This is a genomic window from Rhodococcus sp. 14-2496-1d, from assembly GCF_002259365.1.
Lineage (GTDB): Bacteria > Actinomycetota > Actinomycetes > Mycobacteriales > Mycobacteriaceae > Rhodococcoides.
Genome location: NZ_NPFV01000017.1, coordinates 59,844 through 81,770, shown reverse-complemented (window position 1 = coordinate 81,770; position 21,927 = coordinate 59,844). Strand labels below are relative to the sequence as shown.

The 21,927-nt window shown below is 64.2% G+C and carries 23 protein-coding genes; 12 read left to right on the top strand and 11 right to left on the bottom strand.

Annotated elements, in window-relative coordinates; translation table 11 throughout:
- Nucleotides 1-28 precede the first annotated feature (28 nt).
- The 4 genes from CH296_RS12560 to CH296_RS12545 all read right to left on the bottom strand — a co-directional run bounded on the left by CH296_RS12560 (nucleotide 29) and on the right by CH296_RS12545 (nucleotide 2,760).
- The gene (locus CH296_RS12560; RefSeq protein ID WP_094632145.1) at nucleotides 29-1,036 is read right to left on the bottom strand and encodes a type IV toxin-antitoxin system AbiEi family antitoxin domain-containing protein; all 1,008 of its coding nucleotides are present in this window, start codon (nucleotides 1,034-1,036) and stop codon (nucleotides 29-31) included.
- Between the two features lie 126 nt (nucleotides 1,037-1,162).
- On the bottom strand, nucleotides 1,163-1,771 hold the full coding sequence (gene recR, locus CH296_RS12555; RefSeq protein ID WP_045198346.1) for a recombination mediator RecR: 609 nt from the start codon (nucleotides 1,769-1,771) through the stop codon (nucleotides 1,163-1,165).
- A gap of 9 nt (nucleotides 1,772-1,780) precedes the next feature.
- Nucleotides 1,781-2,119 (bottom strand): YbaB/EbfC family nucleoid-associated protein, encoded by a 339-nt coding sequence (locus CH296_RS12550; RefSeq protein WP_094684902.1) that lies wholly within the window; start codon nucleotides 2,117-2,119, stop codon nucleotides 1,781-1,783.
- A gap of 209 nt (nucleotides 2,120-2,328) precedes the next feature.
- Nucleotides 2,329-2,760 carry a hypothetical protein gene (locus tag CH296_RS12545; RefSeq protein ID WP_218828365.1) on the bottom strand — a complete coding sequence of 144 codons (432 nt, stop codon included), beginning with the start codon at nucleotides 2,758-2,760 and terminating at the stop codon, nucleotides 2,329-2,331.
- A gap of 63 nt (nucleotides 2,761-2,823) precedes the next feature.
- Here CH296_RS12545 and CH296_RS12540 point away from each other — a divergent pair, with 63 nt between their 5' ends.
- The gene (locus CH296_RS12540; RefSeq protein WP_256980435.1) at nucleotides 2,824-3,486 is read left to right on the top strand and encodes a hypothetical protein; all 663 of its coding nucleotides are present in this window, start codon (nucleotides 2,824-2,826) and stop codon (nucleotides 3,484-3,486) included.
- Here the strand turns inward: CH296_RS12540 and CH296_RS12535 are convergent.
- Complete coding sequence (locus CH296_RS12535; RefSeq protein ID WP_032395571.1) at nucleotides 3,483-3,917, bottom strand: SRPBCC family protein; 435 nt, start codon at nucleotides 3,915-3,917, stop codon at nucleotides 3,483-3,485. The two genes, CH296_RS12540 and CH296_RS12535, sit on opposite strands and share 4 nt — an antisense overlap.
- A gap of 256 nt (nucleotides 3,918-4,173) precedes the next feature.
- On the opposite strand from CH296_RS12535, the gene CH296_RS12530 reads away from it, so the two are divergent.
- Complete coding sequence (locus CH296_RS12530; protein WP_176459423.1) at nucleotides 4,174-5,619, top strand: FAD-binding oxidoreductase; 1,446 nt, start codon at nucleotides 4,174-4,176, stop codon at nucleotides 5,617-5,619.
- Nucleotides 5,616-6,932: a class I SAM-dependent methyltransferase gene (locus CH296_RS12525; RefSeq protein ID WP_094684901.1), complete on the top strand. Its 1,317-nt coding sequence runs from the start codon at nucleotides 5,616-5,618 to the stop codon at nucleotides 6,930-6,932. Before CH296_RS12530 ends, CH296_RS12525 begins: the two co-directional genes overlap by 4 nt.
- A 52-nt stretch (nucleotides 6,933-6,984) precedes the next feature.
- Here CH296_RS12525 and CH296_RS12520 read toward each other — a convergent pair whose 3' ends face one another.
- Nucleotides 6,985-7,767, bottom strand: coding sequence for an alpha/beta fold hydrolase (locus CH296_RS12520; protein WP_094684900.1), 783 nt, complete (start codon nucleotides 7,765-7,767; stop codon nucleotides 6,985-6,987).
- A gap of 29 nt (nucleotides 7,768-7,796) precedes the next feature.
- Nucleotides 7,797-8,729 (bottom strand): oxygenase MpaB family protein, encoded by a 933-nt coding sequence (locus CH296_RS12515; RefSeq protein ID WP_094682080.1) that lies wholly within the window; start codon nucleotides 8,727-8,729, stop codon nucleotides 7,797-7,799.
- Between the two features lie 23 nt (nucleotides 8,730-8,752).
- Between CH296_RS12515 and CH296_RS12510 the strand changes: the two genes are divergently transcribed.
- The 3 genes from CH296_RS12510 to CH296_RS12500 are packed head-to-tail and all read left to right on the top strand — an operon-like array spanning nucleotide 8,753 to nucleotide 12,029.
- Nucleotides 8,753-9,337 carry a TetR/AcrR family transcriptional regulator gene (locus CH296_RS12510; RefSeq protein WP_045198328.1) on the top strand — a complete coding sequence of 195 codons (585 nt, stop codon included), beginning with the start codon at nucleotides 8,753-8,755 and terminating at the stop codon, nucleotides 9,335-9,337.
- A gap of 16 nt (nucleotides 9,338-9,353) precedes the next feature.
- Entirely contained in the window at nucleotides 9,354-9,614 is a 261-nt protein-coding gene (locus CH296_RS12505; RefSeq protein WP_032395297.1) for an acyl-CoA-binding protein, read from the top strand.
- Between the two features lie 48 nt (nucleotides 9,615-9,662).
- Entirely contained in the window at nucleotides 9,663-12,029 is a 2,367-nt protein-coding gene (locus CH296_RS12500; RefSeq protein ID WP_094684899.1) for an FdhF/YdeP family oxidoreductase, read from the top strand.
- A gap of 9 nt (nucleotides 12,030-12,038) precedes the next feature.
- Here the strand turns inward: CH296_RS12500 and CH296_RS12495 are convergent, their stop codons facing one another.
- A complete protein-coding gene (locus CH296_RS12495; RefSeq protein ID WP_094684898.1) occupies nucleotides 12,039-12,857 on the bottom strand; it encodes an oxygenase MpaB family protein in 819 nt (272 codons plus the stop codon).
- A 92-nt stretch (nucleotides 12,858-12,949) separates the two neighbouring features.
- On the opposite strand from CH296_RS12495, the gene CH296_RS12490 reads away from it, so the two are divergent.
- A complete protein-coding gene (locus tag CH296_RS12490; protein WP_094682102.1) occupies nucleotides 12,950-13,558 on the top strand; it encodes a TetR/AcrR family transcriptional regulator in 609 nt (202 codons plus the stop codon).
- On the opposite strand, the gene CH296_RS12485 is transcribed toward CH296_RS12490, so the two are convergent.
- Nucleotides 13,547-14,185: a GntR family transcriptional regulator gene (locus CH296_RS12485; RefSeq protein WP_094632128.1), complete on the bottom strand. Its 639-nt coding sequence runs from the start codon at nucleotides 14,183-14,185 to the stop codon at nucleotides 13,547-13,549. The two genes, CH296_RS12490 and CH296_RS12485, sit on opposite strands and share 12 nt — an antisense overlap.
- Nucleotides 14,186-14,191: 6 nt before the next feature.
- Nucleotides 14,192-15,334, bottom strand: a complete 1,143-nt coding sequence (locus tag CH296_RS12480) for an acyl-CoA dehydrogenase family protein (RefSeq protein ID WP_094632221.1) — start codon at nucleotides 15,332-15,334, stop codon at nucleotides 14,192-14,194.
- Between the two features lie 122 nt (nucleotides 15,335-15,456).
- Between CH296_RS12480 and CH296_RS12475 the strand changes: the two genes are divergently transcribed.
- Nucleotides 15,457-16,953 (top strand): aldehyde dehydrogenase family protein, encoded by a 1,497-nt coding sequence (locus CH296_RS12475; RefSeq protein WP_094684897.1) that lies wholly within the window; start codon nucleotides 15,457-15,459, stop codon nucleotides 16,951-16,953.
- A gap of 2 nt (nucleotides 16,954-16,955) precedes the next feature.
- Nucleotides 16,956-17,852, top strand: a complete 897-nt coding sequence (locus CH296_RS12470; protein ID WP_094684896.1) for an oxygenase MpaB family protein — start codon at nucleotides 16,956-16,958, stop codon at nucleotides 17,850-17,852.
- Between the two features lie 11 nt (nucleotides 17,853-17,863).
- Here CH296_RS12470 and CH296_RS12465 read toward each other — a convergent pair whose 3' ends face one another.
- A complete protein-coding gene (locus CH296_RS12465) occupies nucleotides 17,864-19,066 on the bottom strand; it encodes a TetR/AcrR family transcriptional regulator (RefSeq protein ID WP_256980434.1) in 1,203 nt (400 codons plus the stop codon).
- Between the two features lie 182 nt (nucleotides 19,067-19,248).
- Here CH296_RS12465 and fadD5 point away from each other — a divergent pair, with 182 nt between their 5' ends.
- From fadD5 to CH296_RS12450, 3 genes are all read left to right on the top strand, one after another.
- Entirely contained in the window at nucleotides 19,249-20,805 is a 1,557-nt protein-coding gene (fadD5, locus tag CH296_RS12460) for a fatty-acid--CoA ligase FadD5 (RefSeq protein ID WP_094684894.1), read from the top strand.
- A 246-nt stretch (nucleotides 20,806-21,051) separates the two neighbouring features.
- Nucleotides 21,052-21,366 carry an integration host factor, actinobacterial type gene (gene mihF, locus CH296_RS12455; RefSeq protein ID WP_008712632.1) on the top strand — a complete coding sequence of 105 codons (315 nt, stop codon included), beginning with the start codon at nucleotides 21,052-21,054 and terminating at the stop codon, nucleotides 21,364-21,366.
- Nucleotides 21,367-21,434: 68 nt separating this feature from the next.
- Entirely contained in the window at nucleotides 21,435-21,917 is a 483-nt protein-coding gene (locus CH296_RS12450) for a cation:proton antiporter regulatory subunit (RefSeq protein WP_032395305.1), read from the top strand.
- Nucleotides 21,918-21,927: the final 10 nt, after the last annotated feature.

Below are 21,927 nucleotides of genomic sequence, written 5' to 3'. Positions count from 1 at the left end.
AAATTCGTAGCCCACTACGAATTTGCACTCACAAGGCGCACCGTTCACACGGAAATGATGCGTCGTTCCACCCCTCTCTGACCAGCACCTCACGAACCTCCCGGTACACACCGCACGGGTCCTGGGTCACTTCGTGCCACCCGTATACCAGGCGGGGTAGATTCCGTAGCTCCGCTGCATTGTCACGTCGGCGATCGCGAAATCGACGCTGCTTGACCGAGTGGAAGGCCTGGCCGTCCAGCCTGACAATGAGGTCGCAGATCTCGTAGCGAATGTCCTCGAAAAGCTTTCGGCCGTCGACGAATACCGGAGCTTGTCGCTGTCCGGCCGGAAGACCGTGCGCCTGCTCGACGTCGAGAACGTAGCGGTGCTCGAGTGCAGAATGGACGCCGTCGCGCATCAGCGCCAGGGTGTGCAGAATCGGCTTCGAGTAACGCATCGGTCGCCGAGCTTCGATCTTGCGCGTCATAGCTGCGACGTTCACACCACCCGAGGACATGGCCGAGACCAACGCGATCGTCGCCAGCCTCGACGATGACTCTGCGACGGCCAGGTCTAGCACGGTGTCGGCGATGCTCGTCCGCGCCGGATTCGTCTCGACACCGATGTGTCCCATGGCACGGGAACGATGGACGACGACCCCGGGATGGATTTGTTCATTGCTTTCCGAGGTGAAGTTCTGCTTCGCGTGCCGCATCGTCGGTGGCCTGCTGGTCGCCGAGCATCCGTAGGGAACAGTGACGTGAATGGGGCCTGGTCCAGGCTGAATCCACCCCCATTCCTCGGCCGCACTGGCGTGGCTGAGCAGTGCGCCGCGGCCCGCGTACAGCAACGCTGCCGACAGCTGCATCTCACGAGTCAGCGGCCCGTTGGTCACCGAGATGACTCCACGAAACACCCTCAGCCACTGACCTGTTTCCACACAGTGATCGATCGAGTCCTTGTTGACGCCGTTCTCGTACATCTGCTTCGTGGTGATGATTCCGTGCTGCTCGTCCAATATTCGTTGCCAGGTACCCGCTGGTCTCGTCTTCATAGACCTCAGGATCGCCGGTTTGCGATGACCGCGTCAGGATCCATCCACAGGCTGTGCATAACTCCGGGTCGTGAGCAGAAATTCGACCCCTGCTACGAAGTTTCGTGCACGTGCGGCGAAGCCGCTCTACATACGCCGACGTCCGGTCAGAGCGCGGCCCAGCGTCAGTTCATCGGCAAATTCGAGGTCTCCGCCCATCGGCAGGCCCGAGGCGAGGCGGGTAATGGCCAGGCCGGGGAAATCACGCATCATGCGCACCAGGTACGTGGCCGTTGCTTCGCCCTCGGTGTTGGGGTCGGTGGCGATGATGACCTCGGTGACGTCGACACCGTCGTCCTGCGTTCCCACGCGAGTCAACAATTCTCGGATGCGGAGCTGATCCGGTCCCACTCCGTTCAATGGATCGAGCGCCCCACCGAGCACGTGGTAGCGGCCCTTGAACTCTCGCGTACGTTCCACGGCCTGAACATCTTTGGGCTCTTCGACGACGCAGATCATGGATCGGTCACGCCGCGAGTCCGAGCAGATTCGGCACAGTTCCTTGTCCGAGACCGTGCCGCACACGACGCAGAACTGCACACCGTCACGAATGCGCTGCAGCGCGCGCATCAACCGGTCCACCTCGGGAGGTTCGACGCCGAGGAGGTGAAAGGCTATGCGCTGAGCGCTTTTCGGACCGACCCCGGGGAACTTGCCGAGTTCGTCGATCAGATCCTGAACCGGACCTTCGTACACTCTTCTCGCCTAGAAGCCGGGTAGTCCGAGTGAGCCGCCGCCGAGACCACCGGCGAGAGGGCCGAGCTTCTCGCTCGCTACGTTCTGAGCTGCCTTCGACGCATCGGCGATCGCACCGATCACCAGATCCTGCAGAGTCTCGACGTCGTCGGGATCGACGACCTTCGGATCGATGGTCAGGCCGACCACCTCACCGGTTCCCTTGATGGTGGCAACGACGAGTCCGCCGCCCGCCTGGCCGGTCACTTCGGTTTCCGCGATCTCGGCCTGCGCCGCCATCAACTGCTGCTGCATCTGCTGGGCCTGCTGCAGGATCGATGCCATGTCGGGCTGTTCACCGGGTTGCACTGTGCCGTCCTCTCGCGTGGGTCGAAGCGGACTCAAGCGTAGCCGCACCGTGGATCGCTGTGATTCACTGCGCGTCGAATCGACATACCGACCTTAGTGTCTACAATTTCGCGGCAGACACGGGATCGCGCCTGCGGTGACGAATAGTGGACACTCAGCGCAGTGCCTTCGGGCGATGCCGCACGACGGTTCGCCCTCGGTAACGAGAATCAGCGTTGCTCCGCGCGATGGTCGTATCCGGCGGGGAGGAGTTCGCCGGCGAGAACGCTGACGAGGCCGTCGGGCGAATCGATGATCACGCGCATCAGGGGATAGAGGTCGGCAAAGATCTGACGATCCTTGCCGCACGGGCTCTTCACTCCGCGCCCGTGGTTACCGACCGCCACGATGTGAGTCGGCTCGGTCGCACCGGCGGCCCGAGCCGCTGCAAGCGCGACGGTCTCTGCGCACGGGCCACCGGTGAAGTGATAGAGATTCACCCCGGCGAAGGTTCGGCCGTCCGCCACTCTCACCGCCGCACCCATCGTGTGGATGCCGTCCTCATCAGGTCCCGCATCCGTCGATGAATCGATTGTCTGCCTGGCCAGTTCGACCAGCGTCCGATCACCGTCAGTCGCGGGTAGTGCGGACGAGAAGGACACGATGCGATTCTAGAGCCCCGCGCCTGAACATCCGTCAGTACTGAGCGCCCGTAGTCTCGTGGAATGGATCAGTCGGCGGCCCCCGAAGGACGCCAGTCCCCTCGCAAGCGTCGGGTGACGCCCGAGACCATGGCCGAGGCCGGTATTGCGCTGACTCTGCCCAAGGTGACGGTGAAGTCCGTGGCCGAGAGCCTGGGCGTCTCGATCGTCGCGATCTACAACAACATCGACGATCTCTGCGCCCTCAAGGCCCTCGTGGCGGAGGAGATTCTGCGCCGCTGGTCCCCGCCACTCCCCGCCGACGACGAATCGATGCACGACGCGTTGCTGACACTCGCATCCGCGATGCGCGAGTTGGTTCACTCCAACCCCGGGATCGCGGAGTATCTGATCGGCCTGACTCCCAGCTCGATCGATGCTCTTCGTATGGCCGACGCCGTCCAAACGCGCTACCGACTGCGCTACGACCTCACTCCGAAGCAAGCGACCTGGGCCGTCATCACCGTCGTCGAGCACGCTCTGGCCTTGGCGGAGATGGTCTACAACGATGCCCGACGCGATCGTGAGTACGACGACGCGATCGCGGCGCGCACCGACCTCGACACCCTGCCCGGGGCCTACGACACGGTCGACCGTGGGCCCGACGGGATGTTCCTGTGGTCGATGCGCACCGTCGTGGTCGGGACTCTGGCGCTCATCCAGGCTCCCGACTTCGAGCGGGTCTAGATCAACTCGCGACGCAGGTTCTCCAGCGTCGCGGCCTGGATCTTCTTCAGTCCCAGAGGTGCGAAGGTCTTCTCGAAGAATCCGCCGATTCCACCTGCACCCTTCCATTCGGTCGTCGTGGTGACCGTGGTGCCTGCGCCTTCCGGGGCGACCGACCAGGTGGTGACCATGGAGGAATTGGCGTCGCGTTCGGTGATGGTCGACCCGGCGACGGTGACTGTCGCGGCGACGTTGCGCACTCGCTTCTCGGTGGCCTGCAAGGTCCACGTGGCCACGGTTCCGTCTCCTTGCCCGCCCTGGACCACCTCGTAGTCGCGGTACTGCTCGGGCAGGATGCGTGGGCGCACCGTCTCGTAGTCGGCGAGCGCGGCGAGCACCCGATCCGGTGTGGCAGCGATGGTGGCGGAACTGGATGCACTGACCTGAGCCACGAAGACGTACTCCTTCTCTAGCGGACGGGATGTCTATCCATCCTGCCTCTCTCCGCGACCACGTTCGACATCGCGCCGACTCATGTGTGATGCGCTTCACAGAACAATTCTGGACGCGCAAACCACATGCATGCCGCAACCATTTGTCCGATTTACTCCGATTCCTCACCCGGATTCGGCAACAGTTGCGTGAAGTTTCACCGGTCGGACGCCGATGCCGGTGGATACCGTGCGGTACGAGATATAGCGTCTGAATGTGGCTTCAGTGAATGCTCTCCTCGGACGACGGCCAGAACCGAGGGAGAGCGGTTACGCAGCGCACCGGTCGGGTGTCGAGCAGCTGCTTCGCAGCTACCGCGCGATTCCGACCGATGCGACGGTGCGTCTGGCGAAGAAGACGTCCAACCTGTTCCGGGCCAGGACGACCACCACCACGCCGGGGCTCGACGTGTCGGGCCTGAGCAAGGTCATCTCCGTCGATCCCGACTCGCGTACAGCCGATGTCGCCGGCATGTGCACGTACGAGGACCTGGTCGACGCGACGCTTCCCTACGGTCTCGCGCCCCTCGTCGTCCCGCAGCTCAAGACGATCACCCTCGGTGGAGCCGTCACCGGACTCGGTATCGAGTCGACGTCGTTTCGTAGTGGACTTCCCCACGAATCGGTGCTCGAGATCGACGTACTCACCGGCAGCGGCGAGATCGTCACCGCAACACCGGAGGGCGAACACTCGGATCTCTACTGGGGCTTTCCCAACTCGTACGGCACCCTGGGCTACTCCACTCGACTGCGGATTCAGCTCGAACCCGTGCTGCCGTATGTCGCGTTGCGCCACCTGAGATTTCACGATCTCGACACCCTCCAGTCCACGATGGACACCATCGTCGAACAGCGCGAGTACGACGGCATCGAGGTTCAGTACCTCGACGGTGTGGTGTTCAGCGCCGACGAAAGCTACCTCACCCTCGGCGTTCAGACCGACGAACCGGGACCGGTCAGCGACTACACCGGTGCCGACATCTTCTATCGCTCGATCCAGCACGCGTCGGACACACCGAAGACCGACCGCCTCACCGTTCACGACTACCTGTGGCGCTGGGACACCGATTGGTTCTGGTGCTCCCGGGCCTTCGGAACACAGAACCCGAGAATTCGACGCTTCTGGCCACGCAGGTACCGGCGCAGTAGTTTCTACTGGAAGCTCATCGGCTTCGATCGCAAGTACGACATTGCCGATCGACTCGAGAAGCGCAAGGGAAATCCGCCACGCGAACGCGTCGTACAGGACGTCGAGGTTCCGATCGAACACACCGCCGGCTTCGTGGCGTGGTTCCTCGACAACATCCCGATCGAGCCGTTGTGGTTGTGCCCGTTGCGCCTTCGCGAGCCTGCCGCGCCAGGTGCGAATCCGGCCCGGCCGTGGCCGCTGTATCCACTCGAACCGAAACGCACCTACGTCAACATCGGCTTCTGGTCGTCGGTCCCGATCGTTGCAGGCGAACCCGAGGGTGCCGCGAACCGCGCCATCGAGAAGAAGGTGACCGAGTTCGACGGGCATAAATCGCTGTACTCGGATGCTTACTACACCCAGGATGAATTCGCCGTGCTGTACGGCGGCGAGAGATACACACAGCTCAAGAAGAAATACGATCCCGAATCCCGATTGTTGGATTTGTACTCGAAGGCGGTGCAACGCAGATGACGACGTTCAAGGACTCCGGCAATCGCACGGTGAGCGGTGCCCAGAAGCTCAAGATCTCCGAGATTCTGGAACTGATCTCCGACGGCAACATCCCACTGCGTTTCACCGCATACGACGGCAGCACCGCAGGACCCGAGGACGCGAGAATCGGCCTCAACCTCAAGAGCCCTCGCGGAACCACTTATCTCGCAACCGCTCCCGGCGATCTCGGCATGGCGCGCGCGTACGTCTCGGGTGATCTGGAAGCAACGGGCGTTCATCCGGGCGATCCCTACGAGTTGCTGGCACTGATGGGAGACGAACTGCACTTCCGTCGCCCCTCGGCGATGACACTGACGTCGATCGCCCGTTCGCTCGGCTGGGATGTGTTGCGGCCCATCGCTCCCCCGCCTCAGGAGGCGATTCCGCGGTGGCGTCGCATCGCGGAAGGTCTGCGCCACTCCAAGACTCGCGATGCAGAGGCGATCCACCACCACTACGACGTGTCCAATGCCTTCTACGAGATGGTGCTCGGCCCCTCGATGACCTACACCTGTGCGGCGTTCGAGAGCGCAGATCACTCGTTGGAAGCAGCGCAGGAGAACAAGTACCGTCTGGTGTTCGACAAGCTCGGACTGAAGCCGGGTGATCGTCTGCTCGACATCGGCTGCGGTTGGGGCTCGATGGTGCGCTACGCCGCGCGCAGGGGCGTCAAGGTCATCGGCGTGACGCTCTCTCAGGAGCAGGCGTCGTGGGCACAGAAGGCCATCGCCGACGAGGGTCTCTCCGAGTTGGCCGAGGTGCGCTTCTCCGACTACCGCGACGTCGCCGAGACCAACTTCGACGCCATCTCTTCGATCGGACTGACCGAGCACATCGGCGTGCACAACTACCCGTCGTATTTCTCGTTCATCCAGTCCAAGCTGCGGGACGGCGGTCGGCTGCTCAACCACTCGATCACCCGTCCGGACAATCGTGCGCATGCCAAGGCCGGCAGCTTCATCGACCGGTACGTCTTTCCCGACGGCGAGCTCACCGGCTCGGGCCGCATCATCACCGAGATCCAGGACGTCGGACTCGAGGTCCGTCACGAGGAGAACCTACGTGAGCACTACGCGCTGACCCTCGCCGGATGGTGCCGGAACCTCGTCGAGAACTGGGATGCGTGCGTCGCCGAGGCCGGTGAGGGAACAGCCCGCGTCTGGGGCCTGTACATGGCCGGCTCCCGGTTGGGATTCGAGCGCAATGTGGTTCAGCTGCACCAGGTTCTGGCGGTCAAACTCGGGCCGAAGGGTCAGGCGAACGTTCCCCTGCGGCCGTGGTGGAACGGCTGAGCCTCGTGAGTGGAACTTCGTAGCAGGCTACGAAGTTCCACTCACGTGGGAGCTAGCGACCGGTCGCCCGCAGGATGACCCGCGCTGTCTCGGTCGGCTGATCCCAGTGCGGGAAGTGTCCGCATTTCTCGAACCAGTGCAGGGTGGCGTCGGGGAATCGCTCCAGCGCCACCTTCGCCTGGCTGGGCAGCGTCACCTTGTCCTGGCGACCCCAGCCGATGAGCAGCGACCCCTGCAACGTCCCCTTCGGCGCACCGATCTGCTTGGGCCCGTTGATCAAGGCTTTCCGGGCGGCGTCCAGCGAGGGTGATGTCTTGGTGGAGAAGCCTTTGAGCTCCCGCTCGACCAATCCACTCGGCAGCTTCCACGGCGCAGCCGAGAACTGAGCCAGCGCAGCCGTTCTGGTCACCGGGTTGCCGGCCAGGAACGGCACCAGTGGCTGCACGTTCTTCATCAGGGCCAGCGACGCGGTGATCGTGGCTCCGAAGATCTTGACCTGGCGGTCGTTCCAGAACCCACCGGGATCGAGAGCCACCATCGACCCTCGGTGACCACGGCGGCCGAGCTCGACGACCATGCGTGCGCCCATCGAGCTGCCGACGAGATCTGCGTCGGACAGGCCCTCGTCGTCGAGGTACGTGCGCAGAGCGTCGGTGAGCGAGGCGATGGAGACCTCGGGCAGCGGCGGGGTCTGCCCGAATCCCGGCAGATCGAGGGCGATGACCTCTCGATGTGCGGCCAGGGCGGGGACGATCGGATCCCAGTTACGGTGCGAGGACCCGAGCCCGTGCACGAGGACGAGCGGCTTACCGGTTCCGGTTCTGACGTTGTACATACCCCCCGCTGTACCCGGAGCTCGTCGATCTAAACATTGGGGCTGTAGTGCGACGGGTCCGATCGGCGCTCGACCGGTGGCAGATTTCGGGCCGGCGTGTGCACCAGCGGTGATGTCGCCGGAGTCCGACCCCGGGCGCGATCCCATCCGGCCCGCCCCCGCGGATGCAGGCGGAGGCGCGGTGGCACCAGCCCGAACAGCAGGTTCACTGCCTTACCGAACAACGCGAACCGTTGCGCGTCCCGCGCGGACCAGCGGTAGCCGAGGAGCTCGCGCACCGGCGGGTCGTAGAGCCCGACGGTGATCCACACGAACAACGCCGCGACCGGACGCCTCAGCACCGCCCACACTCGTTCCGGCAGCCACGCCGCGTAGGGCGGTGGTCCCAGCTTCGAGAGGTCGAGCACCCCGCGGGCAGCCATGTTGTCTTCCAGGACGTTTCGGCACATGTGGTCCCAGTACTTCTGAAACTCGGGCCAGGTTGCGGGCACCGGACGCATGCTCATGCCGTACAGGCGGTACCACTGCACGTGCTCGTCGAACAGTTGCACTTTCTGTTCCTCGGTCAGCCCGCCCATGAAGTGGTCGGCGGTGAGCACCGTGCCCATGAAGAAGGTGGCGTGCGCCCAGTAGAAGGTGTCGGGATCGAGGGCGTGGTACTTGCGGCCCTTGGCGTCGATTCCCTTGATGTTCGTGTGATAGCCACGCACTTCGAGCGCGGTCTGCTCGGCGCGGTCTCCGTCGAACACCACCCCACCGATGGGATACAGGGATCGGTAGAGACGCTGCCAACGCTCGTCGAAGAACGTCGAATGCTGCTCCACCCCGGCACCGAGGCCTGGGTGCATGTTCTGCATCGACCCTGCCCAGATGCCCTGCAGCATGCCCCGCCAGTCGCCGAAGTACTTCCAGGTGAGTGAGTCGGGACCGAGCGGAACGGGTCGATCGGACTGACTACGCATGTTGTCACACTAGAGTTGACAACATGCGTAGTCAACAGTTGGAGGAACGCAGATCCAAGCGGTACGACGCACTGCTCGCCGCAGGGGTCGAGCTCCTCGGCGCGCCCGACGGACCGGCAGTGAACGTGCGAGCCGTCTGCCGTACCGCCGGGCTGACCGAGCGGTACTTCTACGAGAGCTTTTCCGATCGCGACGCGTTCGTCCGGGCCGTGTACGCCTGGGTGGGATCGAGAGCCCAGAAGACGTTGATCGACGCCGTCGCGACGGCAACCACCCCCGAGGACACCATCGCCGCGCCCGTGCGCGCATTCGTCGAACTGATCATCGACGAACCACGAACGGGACGGGTTCTGCTCATCGCACCGTTGGCCGAGCCTGCGCTCAGCCGACGCGGACTCGACCTGCTGCCGGGCTTCGTCGAACTGGTGCACGCCCAACTGCCCGACTCCGCCGACCGACAGCTGATCGCCGTCGGAACCGTCGGGGCGCTGACTGCCCTGTTCATCGGCTGTCTCGACGGCACGCTCGCCGTCACCGGCGAAGCCCTCGTGGCGCACTGCATTCGGCTTGTTTCCGATGCTGCCGTGCAAGGATGGCACCACCTCTAGCAGAAGGAGTTCTTCCATGTCCGATCTCGACCAGTCGTTCGCCGACGCGCAGGTGGACGTCAAGAAGCTCACGTCCAAGCCGAGCAACGACGACCTCCTGCGCCTGTACTCGCTCTACAAGCAGGGTTCGATCGGTGACGTCTCGGGTAAGCGGCCGGGACGACTGGACATGGTGAACCGTGCGAAGTTCGATGCCTGGGCGAAGCTCGAAGGCACGAGCCAGGATTCGGCGAAGCAGCAGTACGTGGATCTAGTGACCGAACTCCTCGCCGGCTGAGCCGAAGGCTATGGTCGAGTGCGGGGGTAACGCAACGAAGGGACCCGCATGAGACGCACCGACAGCGACGTCGACGAGGCCGAGCTCGATATCGAGAAGCCGAAGACCCATGCCGCAGGTGCCACCGCTGTCGCGGTGTCGATGAAGCGAGCACTCGGGCACATGGGGCCCAAGCGCACCGCGCAGACGCTCCTCAAGCTGAACCAGGCCGAGGGTTTCGACTGCATGAGCTGCGCGTGGCCGGACCCGGATCCGGGCCATCGGCACGCAGCGGAGTTCTGCGAGAACGGAGCCAAGGCCGTTGCCGAGGAGGCGACGACGACCCGGGCAACCCCGGAGTTCTTCGCGCAGCACAGCATTGCCGAGCTCGACGGTCACACTGAGCACTGGCTCGGCCAGCAGGGCCGGATCACGCATCCGATGATCAAGCGGCCCGGTGGCACGCACTACGAACCGATCGAGTGGGACGACGCGTTCCGCCTGATCGGCGACGAGCTGAAGTCACTTGCCAGCCCGGACGAAGCCATCTTCTACACCTCAGGCCGCGCCTCCAACGAGTCCGCGTTCACCTACCAACTGTTCGCCAGGGCATTCGGCACCAACAACATGCCCGACTGCTCCAACATGTGTCACGAGTCGACGTCCATCGCGCTGCAGGAGTCCATCGGTATCGGCAAGGCCAGCGTCACGCTCGACGACGTCCACAACGCCGAGCTGATCATCCTGGCGGGCCAGAACCCCGGCACCAATCACCCGCGTATGCTCTCGGCCCTCGAGCTGGCGAAGCAGAACGGCGCAAAGATTCTGTCCATCAACCCACTTCGCGAAGCGGGTCTGCTCAACTTCAAGAATCCACAGACTCCGCGCGGCATGGTGGGACCGGGAACGGACCTGTCGAATCTGCATCTGCCGATCAAGCTCAACGGCGACCTCGCACTCTTCCAGGCCATCGGCTCGCTGCTGGTGAAGTGGGACGCGCTCGATCACGAGTTCCTCGACACCTACACCGTCGGTTTCGACGCGTGGAAGGCGCACGTCGCCGAGGTCGACTGGGATCTCGTCACCGAGGTGACCGGATTGTCGGTAGCGCAGATCACCGAGGCCGCCGAGATGCTGCGCGACTCCAAGGCCACCGTCTTCTGCTGGGCGATGGGCCTGACGCAGCACCGCAACGCCGTCGCCACCATCAAGGAAGTCACCAATCTCGCGTTCGCGCAAGGCAACATCGGAAAGGCAGGTGCGGGTCTGCTGCCGGTTCGTGGCCACTCGAACGTGCAGGGCGACCGCACGATGGGCATCTGGGAACGCCCTCCGGTGAAGTTTCTCGACGCGATGGCCGCGGAGTTCGACTTCGAGCCGCCGCGCGAGCACGGCTTGGACACCGTCGATTCCATCCGGGCCATGCGCGACGGCAAGGCGCACTTCTTCCTCGGACTCGGCGGAAACTTCGTCCAGGCAACTCCGGACAGTGACGTCACCTTCGAGGCGCTGCGCAAGATGCGGATGACGGTGCAGATCTCCACCAAGATCAACCGTTCGCACCTGGTCTGCGGCGAGACCGCACTGATTCTGCCGACCCTGGGCCGCACCGAGAAGGACGTGCAAGCCAGTGGCGAGCAGTGGATCTCGGTCGAGGACTCCACCTGCTCGGTGCACTCCTCACGCGGACCGCTGAAGCCCGCGAGCGAATTCCTTCGTTCCGAGGTCGCCATCGTCAGCGGTATCGCCGAGGCGACCCTCGGTGACCGATACGGTCTCGACTGGAAGGGCTTCCGCGACGACTACCGCAACATCCGCAAGCACATCTCCCGCGTCGTCGCCGGTTGCGAGGGCTACGAGGTCAATGTTCGACGCCCCGGTGGCTTCGTTCTTCCGCACCCCCCGCGCGACAGTCGGACGTTCGAAACCAAGAGCGGCCGAGGTGAATTCGCGGTCTCACCGATCGACGTGCTGCAGGTTCCGCCGCGCCATCTGATCCTGCAGACGCTGCGCAGCCACGATCAGTTCAACACCACCATCTACGGCCTCAGCGATCGGTACCGCGGCATCGAGAACGGTCGACGCGTCATCTTCGTGCATCGGGAGGACATCTCGTCTCTCGGCTTCCGCAACGGCGACATGGTCGATCTCGTCACCAAGTGGGACGACGACGACGTGGAACGGTGTGCGCCGTCGTTCCGCATCGTCGAGTACGACACCCCGCGTGGGTCGGCTGCTGCGTACTACCCCGAGACCAATCCGCTGATTCCGTTGGATTCGACTGCGCTGCAGAGTAATTGCCCCACCTCGAAGTCTGTGATCATCTCGATGGTTCCGGCGGGGACGGGCGTGCAAGGCACGGTGAACGGTCACCAGGACGACGAGGGATCGGACGAGGGGCACAAGTCGCACCCGCAGCCGCACCACCTCAGCTGAGGCCTCGAGCTAGACCAGCGCCCGGCCCGAGCGCATCCGTCGCCGGACATCGTGCAGTAGAAGGTTGAACGGGAGTGCACGAACGGCGGGCGGCAACATCCGGTTGAGCAGGGACGCGCTGCGCAGAACAAGCGCAAACCGTCTCTGCTTGACCGGATCCCACGGCAGTTCCATCTCGTCTCGGAAACGCTGGGGCAAGAATCCAGTGGTCACGAAACGGAAGAACGGCCCGATCAACGGGTGCAGCACTGCGGGTCGGGCGAACGTTGCCGAGGCAATGCCGTGCAGGTAGCGCCGGATCGTCGGGTCGATGTGAATGTCGTCCAGTGCTGCTTCCCAGTACTTCTCGAACGCCGATCGATCGGTGGGCCACATCTCGGGCGGCATCTGCAGTGTCGATCCGAGTACGTGACACGACCGGTACATCTCGTCCGCGTCGTCCGGATCGAGCGGCCCGTACAAGGCGACATACACATCCTCGAAACCTCGGTAGAGGCACGCCGCGACCCACAGCTGCAGGTTCGGGTCGAAGGCGTTGTACTTCACCGGGCTGTCCGCCGTCGAGCGCACAGCGGCATGAGATCTGTTGGTCGCCTTCCGGTACGCGGCCTTGGTCCGATCGTCTCCCATACCCGCAACCGCCAGGTAGGACAACGTCGTTCGGGTGCGCTTGATCGGGTGCCGGTTGATCTGCCCGGATTCCACGCGGCTTTCGAAAACCCCGTATCCGACGGCGGGATGCCCGAGTTGCATGATGACGTTCGCCGAACCGGCGAGCAGGCCGACGCCGGTCATGGACTTGCGTAGAAGGTCGTTGTCGACAGTCATGATGCAGTCGAGCCCTCCCCTGTCGGCAATCTGAGTACGTGCGTGTTCAGATCAAGCTAGGCGCGGGTGCCGAGCGGTGTCAAGATGTGTTCATGCCCGATTCACCCCGTACCTACGGCGGCGTGGACGGTTCGGCCCGAGTCGCCGACCGTCGACGCATCCTCATCGAGACCGGACTCGATCTGCTCGGAACTGCCAAGCCCGACTTGACGGTTCGAGGGGTGTGCCGCCGGGCCGGCGTCGCGAGCCGCTACTTCTACGAGAGTTTCGCGGACCGGAGCGCGCTCATGGAGGCCGTGTACGACCACGTCGTCGAGGAGGTCGCAGCCATCGCGCTCGACGCGGTCGCCGCAGCACCGAGGGACGCCCGAGAACGGGTCCACGTCGGAATTCGTGCGATCGTGCGCGCGGTCGCGGACGACCCCCGCCGTGGGTTCCTCCTGTTCTCCGCCACTGCGGTCGGCGACATCGTGGTGGCGAAACGGGCCGAGTCGACGAAGATGTTCGCCCGTCTGCTCGCCACTCAGGCCACCGAGTTCTACGGCACCACCGGAGACCACGATCTCGATCTGACAACCTATTTCGTCGTCGGCGGATTCGCTCAGGTGCTCACTGCGTGGCTCGGCGGCGAACTCGAGATGGACGAGGAGGCCGTGGTCGTCCGCTGCGCCGAGCTGTTACTGGCCGCATCACCCCGTTAGCCGGGTCACCAGCTCGGCTCCGGAGAGGAAGTGCCGGCACGTCAGGTCACCGACGAGCTCGACGTCTCGCCGCTGGAATGCCTCGATCAACTGTTCGTGATGGCGGACCGCGTGCTCACCCCACTGCCTGTTCGACGCATACAGCCGCGAGGGTGTGTATCTCACGGCACCGAGGAGAAACCAGGCCAGCTTGGTTCCTCCGGCGAATCTGTTGATGTACCTGTGGAATTCGAACTCGCAGGACTCCACCGATTCGAAGTCGGATCGGGCCACGGCGTCACATAATCGATCGTTCACGGCGCGAAGCGCCTCGATCTGTTCGTTCGTGATGTGCTGCGCGGCGCGGCGGGCCAACGCTGCCGCGATCGTGCCCTGCAACCAGAAGATGTCCTCGATGTCGCGTTCGGTCAACTCGTTGACCCGGTAGCCCCGACGCGGCACCAGTTCCACCAGACCTTCACCGCGCAACGCCACCAATGCTTCTCGCACGGGAGTGGCACTGACCCCGAGTTCGCCCGCCGTATCGTCGATGCGCACGAAGGTGCCCGGTGTCAGTACGCCCGTGACGATCTGCTGGCGAATACTTGCGGCGACGTCCTCCGAGAGCTGCGGGCGGCGATGCAGCACGACTGCCTAGAGTCCGTACGTCTTGCCGATGATGTCACGCTGAATCTCGTTGGTACCGCCGTAGATCGAGGACACGAGAGTCGTCCGCACGTGCTTTTCCATGTCGAATTCGGTGGCGTAACCGTAGCCGCCCATCATCTGCATGCCCTCGAGGGCCACCTTCTTCGCGGTCTCGGTGAGCTTGAGCTTGGCCATCGAGGCTTCTCGCGGGAACAGCTTCGTCGGGTTCTCGTCGACCAACCGAGCCACGTGGTAGACCAGCAGCCGTCCGCATTCGATCTCGGTCGCCAGATCGGCGATGCGATGTCGCAGTGCTTGGAACGTCCCGACGGGCCTGCCGAATTGCTTTCGCTGGGTGACGAAGTCGAGTGTGTCGTCGAACGCTCGTTGCGCAGTGCCGAGCATCATCGCCGCCAGGATCAGGCGCTCGATGTTCAGGCCGGTCATCAGCTGCGACCATCCTTGACCTTCCACTCCGACCACCGCGTCCTCGGGCAGCACACAGTCGGTGAAGTAGAGGTCGTTGACTTCCTTGCCGCCCATCGTGTCGATGCCGACGATGTTCAGGCCCTCGATATCGGCCGGGACGTCGAACATGGTCAACCCGTCGTGCTTCCCACCGTCTTTGCCGGTGCGTGCCACCAGCAGAATTCGGTCCGCGAAATGCGCGTTGGAACACCAGGTCTTCTGGCCGTTGATCAGCCAGCCGGAGTCGGTCTTCTCGGCGCGGCAGGTCAGATTTCCCACATCAGAGCCGGCTTCGGGCTCGGACATGGAGATCGAGTAGCTTCGGCCGGCGACGATGCCACCGAGAACTGTGTCCTTCTGCGCCGGGGTGCCGAACTTCTCGTAGGCCGCACCGGTGATCAGGGTGGGACCGATGCCGCCGATGGGCGCCATGGCCTTCGCGGACTCTTCGAGCAGAATGCACAGATCGACGGTGCTGCCGCCCGCTCCGCCGTGCTCCTCGGAGATGATCGCGCCCAACCAGCCCAGCTCGGCCATCTTGTCGTAGAGCGCCTGGTTGTGACTGTGCGCGCCGTGCTCGGTGAGCGCGTCCCGCTGCGCCCTGGTGCCGGCCTCTTTCGCGCAGAACGACGCAACCGCCTGCGCGAAGGCGGTCTGTTCCCGAGTGAGATCGATGCTCATGAATTGCTCCTGCACGTCGAGGCAGCGGGGGTTGTCGCAACCGGACACGACGCATAGTGTGTCCTGGACAACATTGAATCACATCAAATATATGTGATGCGATCCGCTGGAGGATAGAGCCCATGACGGACCAGATCGAACGAACGACCGAGAGCAGCTTCGAAAGCCTCGATCCCCGAACGGGTGTCGCACTCGCCACGTATCCGATCGCGGGCCCCGCAGAGGTCGACATCGCCGTCGCTCGAGCCCGGTCGGCCGCACGCTGGTGGGACGTACAGGGCTTCGTCGGACGCAAACGATGGCTGCTGGAATTCAAGTCCGCCATCGCCAGGGACGCCCCGAGCCTCGCCGCCGTCATCGCCGCCGAAACCGGCAAGCCCGACGAGGACTCGCTGCTCGAGGTCATGCTCGGCGTCGAACACCTGGACTGGGCGGCCCGCAACGCCGAGAAGATTCTGCGGCAGCGCAAGGTCGGATCGGGCCTGCTCGCGGTGAACCAGAAGGCCTACGTCGGATACCGACCGTTCGGCGTCGTCGGAGTCATCGGCCCCTGGAACTACCCGCTCTACACACCGATGGGTTCCATCGCGTACGCCCTCGCCGCAGGCAATACCGTCGTATTCAAACCGAGCGAACTGACGCCGGGCGTCGGCACCTGGTTGGCCGAGAAGTGGCAGTCACTGGCCGCTCCGCACCCGGTGTTCCAGACCATCACCGGCGACGGATCCACCGGTACCGCCCTCGTCGAATCCGGCGTGGACAAGATCGCGTTCACCGGCTCCACCGCCACCGCCAAGAAGGTCATGGCAACCTGCGCGAAGTCGCTGACCCCACTCGTCGCCGAGTGCGGCGGCAAGGACGCGATGCTCGTCGACGCAGACGCGGACATCACTGCCGCAGTGGAATTCGCGACGTTCGGGGCGATGGGCAACGCCGGTCAGACCTGCGCAGGCGTCGAACGCATCTACGTCGCGGCTCCGGTGTACGACCGGTTCGTCGGTGAATTCACCGCCGCGGTGAAAGCGCTGAAGCCCGGAGGAACGAAGACCTCGTCCTACGGCCCGATGACACTGGGCAAACAGAGCGACATCGTGCGAGGCCAGATCGAGGACGCTCTGGCCAAGGGCGGCAAAGCCGTCGTCGGCGGCCTCGAGTCGCTGCACGGGCCGTACATCGACCCGGTGGTTCTCACCGACGTACCCGAGGACTCGACCGCGATCACCGAGGAGACCTTCGGTCCGACCGTGGTGGTCAACAAGGTTCGCGATCTAGACGAGGCCATCGAGCGGGCCAACGCGTCCAAGTACGGACTCGGCGCATCGGTGTTCACCCAGGACGGAGCAGTGGGCAGACGCGCCGCCGAGAAGCTCGATTGTGGTGTCGTGACGGTCAATTCGGTCCTCGGATTCGCCGGCGTTCCGGCGCTGCCGTTCGGCGGCACGGGCGACTCCGGATTCGGCCGCATCCATGGGGCCGACGGCCTGCGCGAGTTCAGCACCGTCAAATCGTTGACCGTGCAAAGTTTCGCAGCTCCGATCAATCTGCTGACGATGAAGCGCAAAGCGCGAAACATGAAGCTCTCCGTGCTGGCACTTAAGCTTCGGCACGGAAGAGGCTGACCATGGACATCACGCCGAAGAAGGGGCGCTTCGGCTGGCTTCGACGCATCGAGGAACTCGACCCGGTGCGGGATTGTCACACCATCCACCGCATCACGGCCGGCTACGAGTTCCCGTGGGACTACCAGCGTTCACTCGAGTTCGCGCTGTTCCGTACCTACTGCGTGCCGACCATCTCGGCACTGTTGGCCGAGACCGGCGAATTCGAGAACCGACCGCAGAAGCGCTACGACGACACCTCGCTGTTGATGGCCGAACTGCTCGAGCACGGATACGACTCCGAGCGGGGGCGTGAATCGCTTCGGACGGTCAACCGAATGCACGGTCGGTACGACATCTCCAACGACGACATGCTCTACGTGTTGACGACGTTCGTCTACGAGCCGATCGAATGGATCGACACCTACGGATGGCGTCGCCTGCACCCCAAGGAACGACTCGCGACGTTCCACTTCTACCGCGAAGTGGGAAAGCGAATGGGGATCAAGAACATTCCCGAGTCGTACACCGAGTTCGCGCAGTTCAAGCTCGACTACGAGGAGCGGACGTTCCGCTTCACCGAGGACAATCGTCGGATCGGCACGTACACCCTGGATCTGTACTGCTCCTGGTACCCCGCTGCACTGACCCCCGCAGTGAAGCAGGGAGTGTTCGCACTGTTGGACGACCGGATGGCCGGTGCCTTCGGGTTCCCTGCAGGCTCACCGACGGTCGAGCGGGTGGCCGTGCGGGCTCTGCGCGCCAGGGCCCGCGTCGAGCGGTTCCTGCCCAAGCGAACGCGATCGCGGGCCACCGCCGACGCGTCGAACAGGACCTACCCCGGCTATCCCGTCGGCTACCGCCCCCGAGATCTGGGCACCGAAGCATGCCCGTACTCCGCTGTGCCGACTCCGGCCTGAACGCGGAGGGTTCATCCCAGAAGTACCGCCGTCATCGTCTGCTGCACCCGCGCCATTGTTCGGTCGGACCGCTCGAACCGCACCGTCCGACCCACGTCGAAGACCAACCCGAGAGCGGCGTGGATCAGAAATCGTGAGACCACCACGCTCGTGTTCGGCCGGGCCTCACGCAGCAGCTGCGCCCAGCCGTCGACGTTGTGGCGCTGAATCCGGCGCAGTGTCGCGCGCCGATCGGCCGGTAGATTTCCGATCTCGGCGAAGTACACGGCCACCAGTTCGCCCTGCCGGAAGGTCAATTCGGTGTACAGCCTGGCGAACGTCCGCACCGCATCGACCGGGGAGTTCGAGTGCTCCAGCGCGCCGGCGAGGGTGTCGGTGAGCTGGGCGTTGGCACGATGCAACGCGGCCTCGAGCAGCTCGGCCTTGCTGGGGAAGTAGCGGTACACGCTCGAGGCGGTGATGGATGCTGCTGCGCCGATGTCGTCGAGGCCCACCTCGTGGTACCCGTGCAGATAGAACAGCCGAATCGAATGGTGCAGCAGCTCTTCCCGTTTCGATGCATGCTCGAGCACGCAGTCGCGGTGGGGCGATTCGCTGCCCTGCTGCGGAAGTTCGGTCCGCAGGACCGACCGTGCGGCAGCGAGCATCGACTCCTCGATCTGCTTGGCCGACAATGCCGATCGGTGCGCGGTGATGCTGGCGACCACACTGATCGACGCCGTGGCCAGCAGAGCGGCGTCCGCCTCGGACAGATCGGGGCGAAGCTGTCGCAACGGCACCGTCACTCGCTCGTGCACCGTGCGCAACGCTCGCCGTAGGTATTCGCGGTCCGAACCGACGAGATAGCGTCCCTCCCATCGATACAACCCACCGGTGCGGCGATTGTCGATGGTGGTGGCGATGATGGCACCGATGACCGCGTCGATCCGGGACTGTGGATCCTCCACATCGTCGACGGACGGATCGATGACGGCCGGATCCGTTGCCGCGACCAAGGAGTCGGTCATCCGCATGACGGTGTCGACGAACAGGGAGTACTTGGTCGGGAAGTGCCGGTACAGCGCGGGCCCGGAAATACCGACGGTGGCAGCGATGTCCTCGATTCCGACGGGGTGATAGCCGCGCTCGCTGAAGGCCTCGGCCGCGGCCACCAGAATCTGCGACTTCCGATTCCGTGGCCGACGCCGCGGCTCCGTGGCACTCGTCTCGCTCATCGCCTCACCTCGCCGGTCGTCTCGAGTGCTCATAGTAGCGGGATCGATGCGAATGATCACAAACTTAATGCGTCACTGACCTGCCGAAATGCAGTCAACAGAGTTCCGGACAAAGCGGCCAACACTCTGTAAGCTGCATCACATTCGATCCCCGCTCATACGGCTGACGAGAGGAACCGGCGATGGCCGCTCACCCCAACGAACCCGGATTGTCCAACCGAAACAATTGGAACAACCACGTTCGACGGCACGCCCTCATGCAGCCCGAGGCAGTGGCGCTTCGGTTTCAGGGGCGATCGATCGGCTGGCGCGAACTCGACGACCGCGTCGCGCGGCTCGCGGGCGCGCTGCAGAGCCGCGGAATCGGATTCGGTGACCGGGTATTGATCGTGATGCTCAACCGCCCCGAATATCTCGAGGCGGTCCTGGCGATCAACGCGCTCGGCGCACTCGCTGTCCCGGTGAACTTCCGGATGACTCCGCCTGAGGTGACGTTTCTCGCGCAGAACAGCGGCTCGTCCCTGGTGATCTCCGACGAGACGCTCGCTCCACTGGCCGAAGCAGTTGTAGCGCAGAGTGATTCACTGACCGGAATCATCGTCGCCGGAGACGCGTACGAGGCGCTGCTGTCCACCGCCGAACCGGCGGACCCCGTCGACGTGCCGGACGACGCCCCGGCGCTGATCATGTACACCTCGGGCACCACCGGAAGGCCCAAGGGCGCGGTACTCACACACGCGAACATGCAGGCGCAGGCGTTCACCTGTGTCCGGGCACTGCAGATGAGCGCCACCGACGAGGTCGGCTTCTGCGCCTCACCGATGTTTCACATCGCCGCACTCGGCAGCCTCGCGCCGAGCCTGCTGCTCGGGATTCCCACCGTCGTCCACCCGGTCGGGGCATTCGATCCGGGCACCCTGCTCGACGTACTCGCCGCCGAACGTGTCACCAATCTGTTTCTCGTCCCCGTGCAGTGGCAGGCGATGTGCGCCGAGCAGGCGGCCAACCCGAGAGAACTTGCCCTGCGGGTCATTTCCTGGGGCGCCGCCCCGGCATCGGACACCGTTCTGCGCGCGATGTCGGACACGTTCCCGGGTGCGATGAACGTCGCGGTGTTCGGGCAGACCGAGATGTCGCCCATCACCTGTGTGCTCGACGGCGTCGATGCCCTTCGCAAACTCGGCTCGGTGGGACGCGTCGTCCCGACCGTCGCAGCACGCGTCGTCGACGACGAGATGAACGACGTGGCGCAGGGCGAGATCGGCGAAATCGTCTATCGAGGGCCCACATTGATGCGCGAATACTGGGAGAACCCCGACGCGACCGCGGACGCGTTCCACGGCGGCTGGTTCCACTCCGGCGACCTCGTACGCCAGGACGAGGAAGGCTTCGTGTTCGTCGTCGACCGCAAGAAGGACATGATCATCTCCGGCGGTGAGAACATCTACTGCGCCGAGGTCGAGAACGTCCTGTTCTCCCACCCCCGAATCCTCGAGGCCGCAGTGATCGGCCGACCCGACGACAAGTGGGGCGAGGTGCCCGTCGCGGTGGTGGCACTGCACGATTCCCCCGACACCCCCGACCTGACTCTCGACGAGCTTCTCGTGTGGCTCGGCGACCATCTCGCGCGGTTCAAGCACCCCAAGGAATTGGTCGTCGTCGACGCCCTCCCGCGCAACGCGAGCGGCAAGGTGGTCAAGGTCGCACTCAGGAAGACCTACTCGCCTGCACCTGCCTGAGAGACCGGCAGGGAGGCGTCGGACATGCCCGGTACACGACGCCCTTCGAGAGCCGACACGGGGCCGAAGTGCTGGTCGGGGCACACCCCGAATCGGATAGGACGTAGCCTGGCTGGGAAGGTTCGGTGGCTCGACCGGAATGACAGCCGTGTTGTTCGGTTAGATTGGAAGAGCCACCAGGCACGATGCAAGAGGGTCGAGACCTGTCAACGAGCGACGGGTCACCACAATCGAGGAGAACAGGCCATGGCTTTACCAGTATTGACACCGGAACAGCGCACCGCGGCGCTGGCCAAGGCGGCCGAGGCACGCACTGCGCGGTCGAAGCTGCTCGCATCCGTCAAGTCCGGCGAACTCAGCGTCGCTGACGTTCTCGCCAAGGCGGAGAACGACGAGATCGTCAAGAAGACCAAGGTGTCCGCCCTGATCAAGGCCCTGCCGGGTGTTGGTTCCGTGCGCGCCGCACAGCTGCTCGAGCAGCTGTCCATCGCCGATACCCGCCGTATCGGTGGCCTCGGCGCAAACCAGCGCGAAGCCCTCCTGGCTGCCGTCGCATCCTGATCGAGACGGGTCGGGCTGCACGCCCGATCCTTCGATAATGCGCTGCCTGCAGGGCTAGCATTTCGACCATGAACGTCGAAGTGACCCTGCTGCCGGGAATCGGAGTGCGAAAGGATTTCGCACTCGCTTCCGGGCGTCGCATAGGCGTCATCACCCGCAAGGACGGCGTCAACGAGTTGATCGTCTCGCGCAAGGACGACCCCGATGCGACGCAGGAATCCATCACGTTGAGCAATGAGGAAGCGGCGGCCCTGGGCAATCTGCTCGGGTCGCCGCAACTCATCGCTCAGCTCGGGGAAGAGCATCGTGACCTTCCCGGAATCAACACCCGTCGGCTTCCCATTCGCGCCGACTCACGGTTCGTCAGCCGCACACTCGGCGACACCGCCATGCGCACCAAAACCGGGGTATCGGTCGTCGCTGTCATGCGCGCCGGTCAGGTTCAACCGTCCCCCACCCCCGACTTCACGCTGGCCGCAGGTGACCTACTGGTCGCCGTCGGTACCGCGGACGGACTGGACGCAGCGGCCAAGTTGCTCGGCAATGCCTGAGATCAGTCGG

Coding starts and splice junctions, on each gene's coding strand:
- CH296_RS12560 (WP_094632145.1), bottom strand. CDS start 1,036: ATGAAGACGAGACCAGCGGGTACCTGGCAACGAATATTGGACGAGCAG.
- CH296_RS12540 (WP_256980435.1), top strand. CDS start 2,824: ATGGATCAGTCGGCGGCCCCCGAAGGACGCCAGTCCCCTCGCAAGCGT.
- CH296_RS12525 (WP_094684901.1), top strand. CDS start 5,616: ATGACGACGTTCAAGGACTCCGGCAATCGCACGGTGAGCGGTGCCCAG.
- CH296_RS12520 (WP_094684900.1), bottom strand. CDS start 7,767: ATGTACAACGTCAGAACCGGAACCGGTAAGCCGCTCGTCCTCGTGCAC.
- CH296_RS12515 (WP_094682080.1), bottom strand. CDS start 8,729: ATGCGTAGTCAGTCCGATCGACCCGTTCCGCTCGGTCCCGACTCACTC.
- CH296_RS12510 (WP_045198328.1), top strand. CDS start 8,753: ATGCGTAGTCAACAGTTGGAGGAACGCAGATCCAAGCGGTACGACGCA.
- CH296_RS12505 (WP_032395297.1), top strand. CDS start 9,354: ATGTCCGATCTCGACCAGTCGTTCGCCGACGCGCAGGTGGACGTCAAG.
- CH296_RS12500 (WP_094684899.1), top strand. CDS start 9,663: ATGAGACGCACCGACAGCGACGTCGACGAGGCCGAGCTCGATATCGAG.
- CH296_RS12495 (WP_094684898.1), bottom strand. CDS start 12,857: ATGACTGTCGACAACGACCTTCTACGCAAGTCCATGACCGGCGTCGGC.
- CH296_RS12490 (WP_094682102.1), top strand. CDS start 12,950: ATGCCCGATTCACCCCGTACCTACGGCGGCGTGGACGGTTCGGCCCGA.
- CH296_RS12480 (WP_094632221.1), bottom strand. CDS start 15,334: ATGAGCATCGATCTCACTCGGGAACAGACCGCCTTCGCGCAGGCGGTT.
- CH296_RS12475 (WP_094684897.1), top strand. CDS start 15,457: ATGACGGACCAGATCGAACGAACGACCGAGAGCAGCTTCGAAAGCCTC.
- CH296_RS12470 (WP_094684896.1), top strand. CDS start 16,956: ATGGACATCACGCCGAAGAAGGGGCGCTTCGGCTGGCTTCGACGCATC.
- CH296_RS12465 (WP_256980434.1), bottom strand. CDS start 19,066: ATGAGCGAGACGAGTGCCACGGAGCCGCGGCGTCGGCCACGGAATCGG.
- fadD5 (WP_094684894.1), top strand. CDS start 19,249: ATGGCCGCTCACCCCAACGAACCCGGATTGTCCAACCGAAACAATTGG.
- mihF (WP_008712632.1), top strand. CDS start 21,052: ATGGCTTTACCAGTATTGACACCGGAACAGCGCACCGCGGCGCTGGCC.
- CH296_RS12450 (WP_032395305.1), top strand. CDS start 21,435: ATGAACGTCGAAGTGACCCTGCTGCCGGGAATCGGAGTGCGAAAGGAT.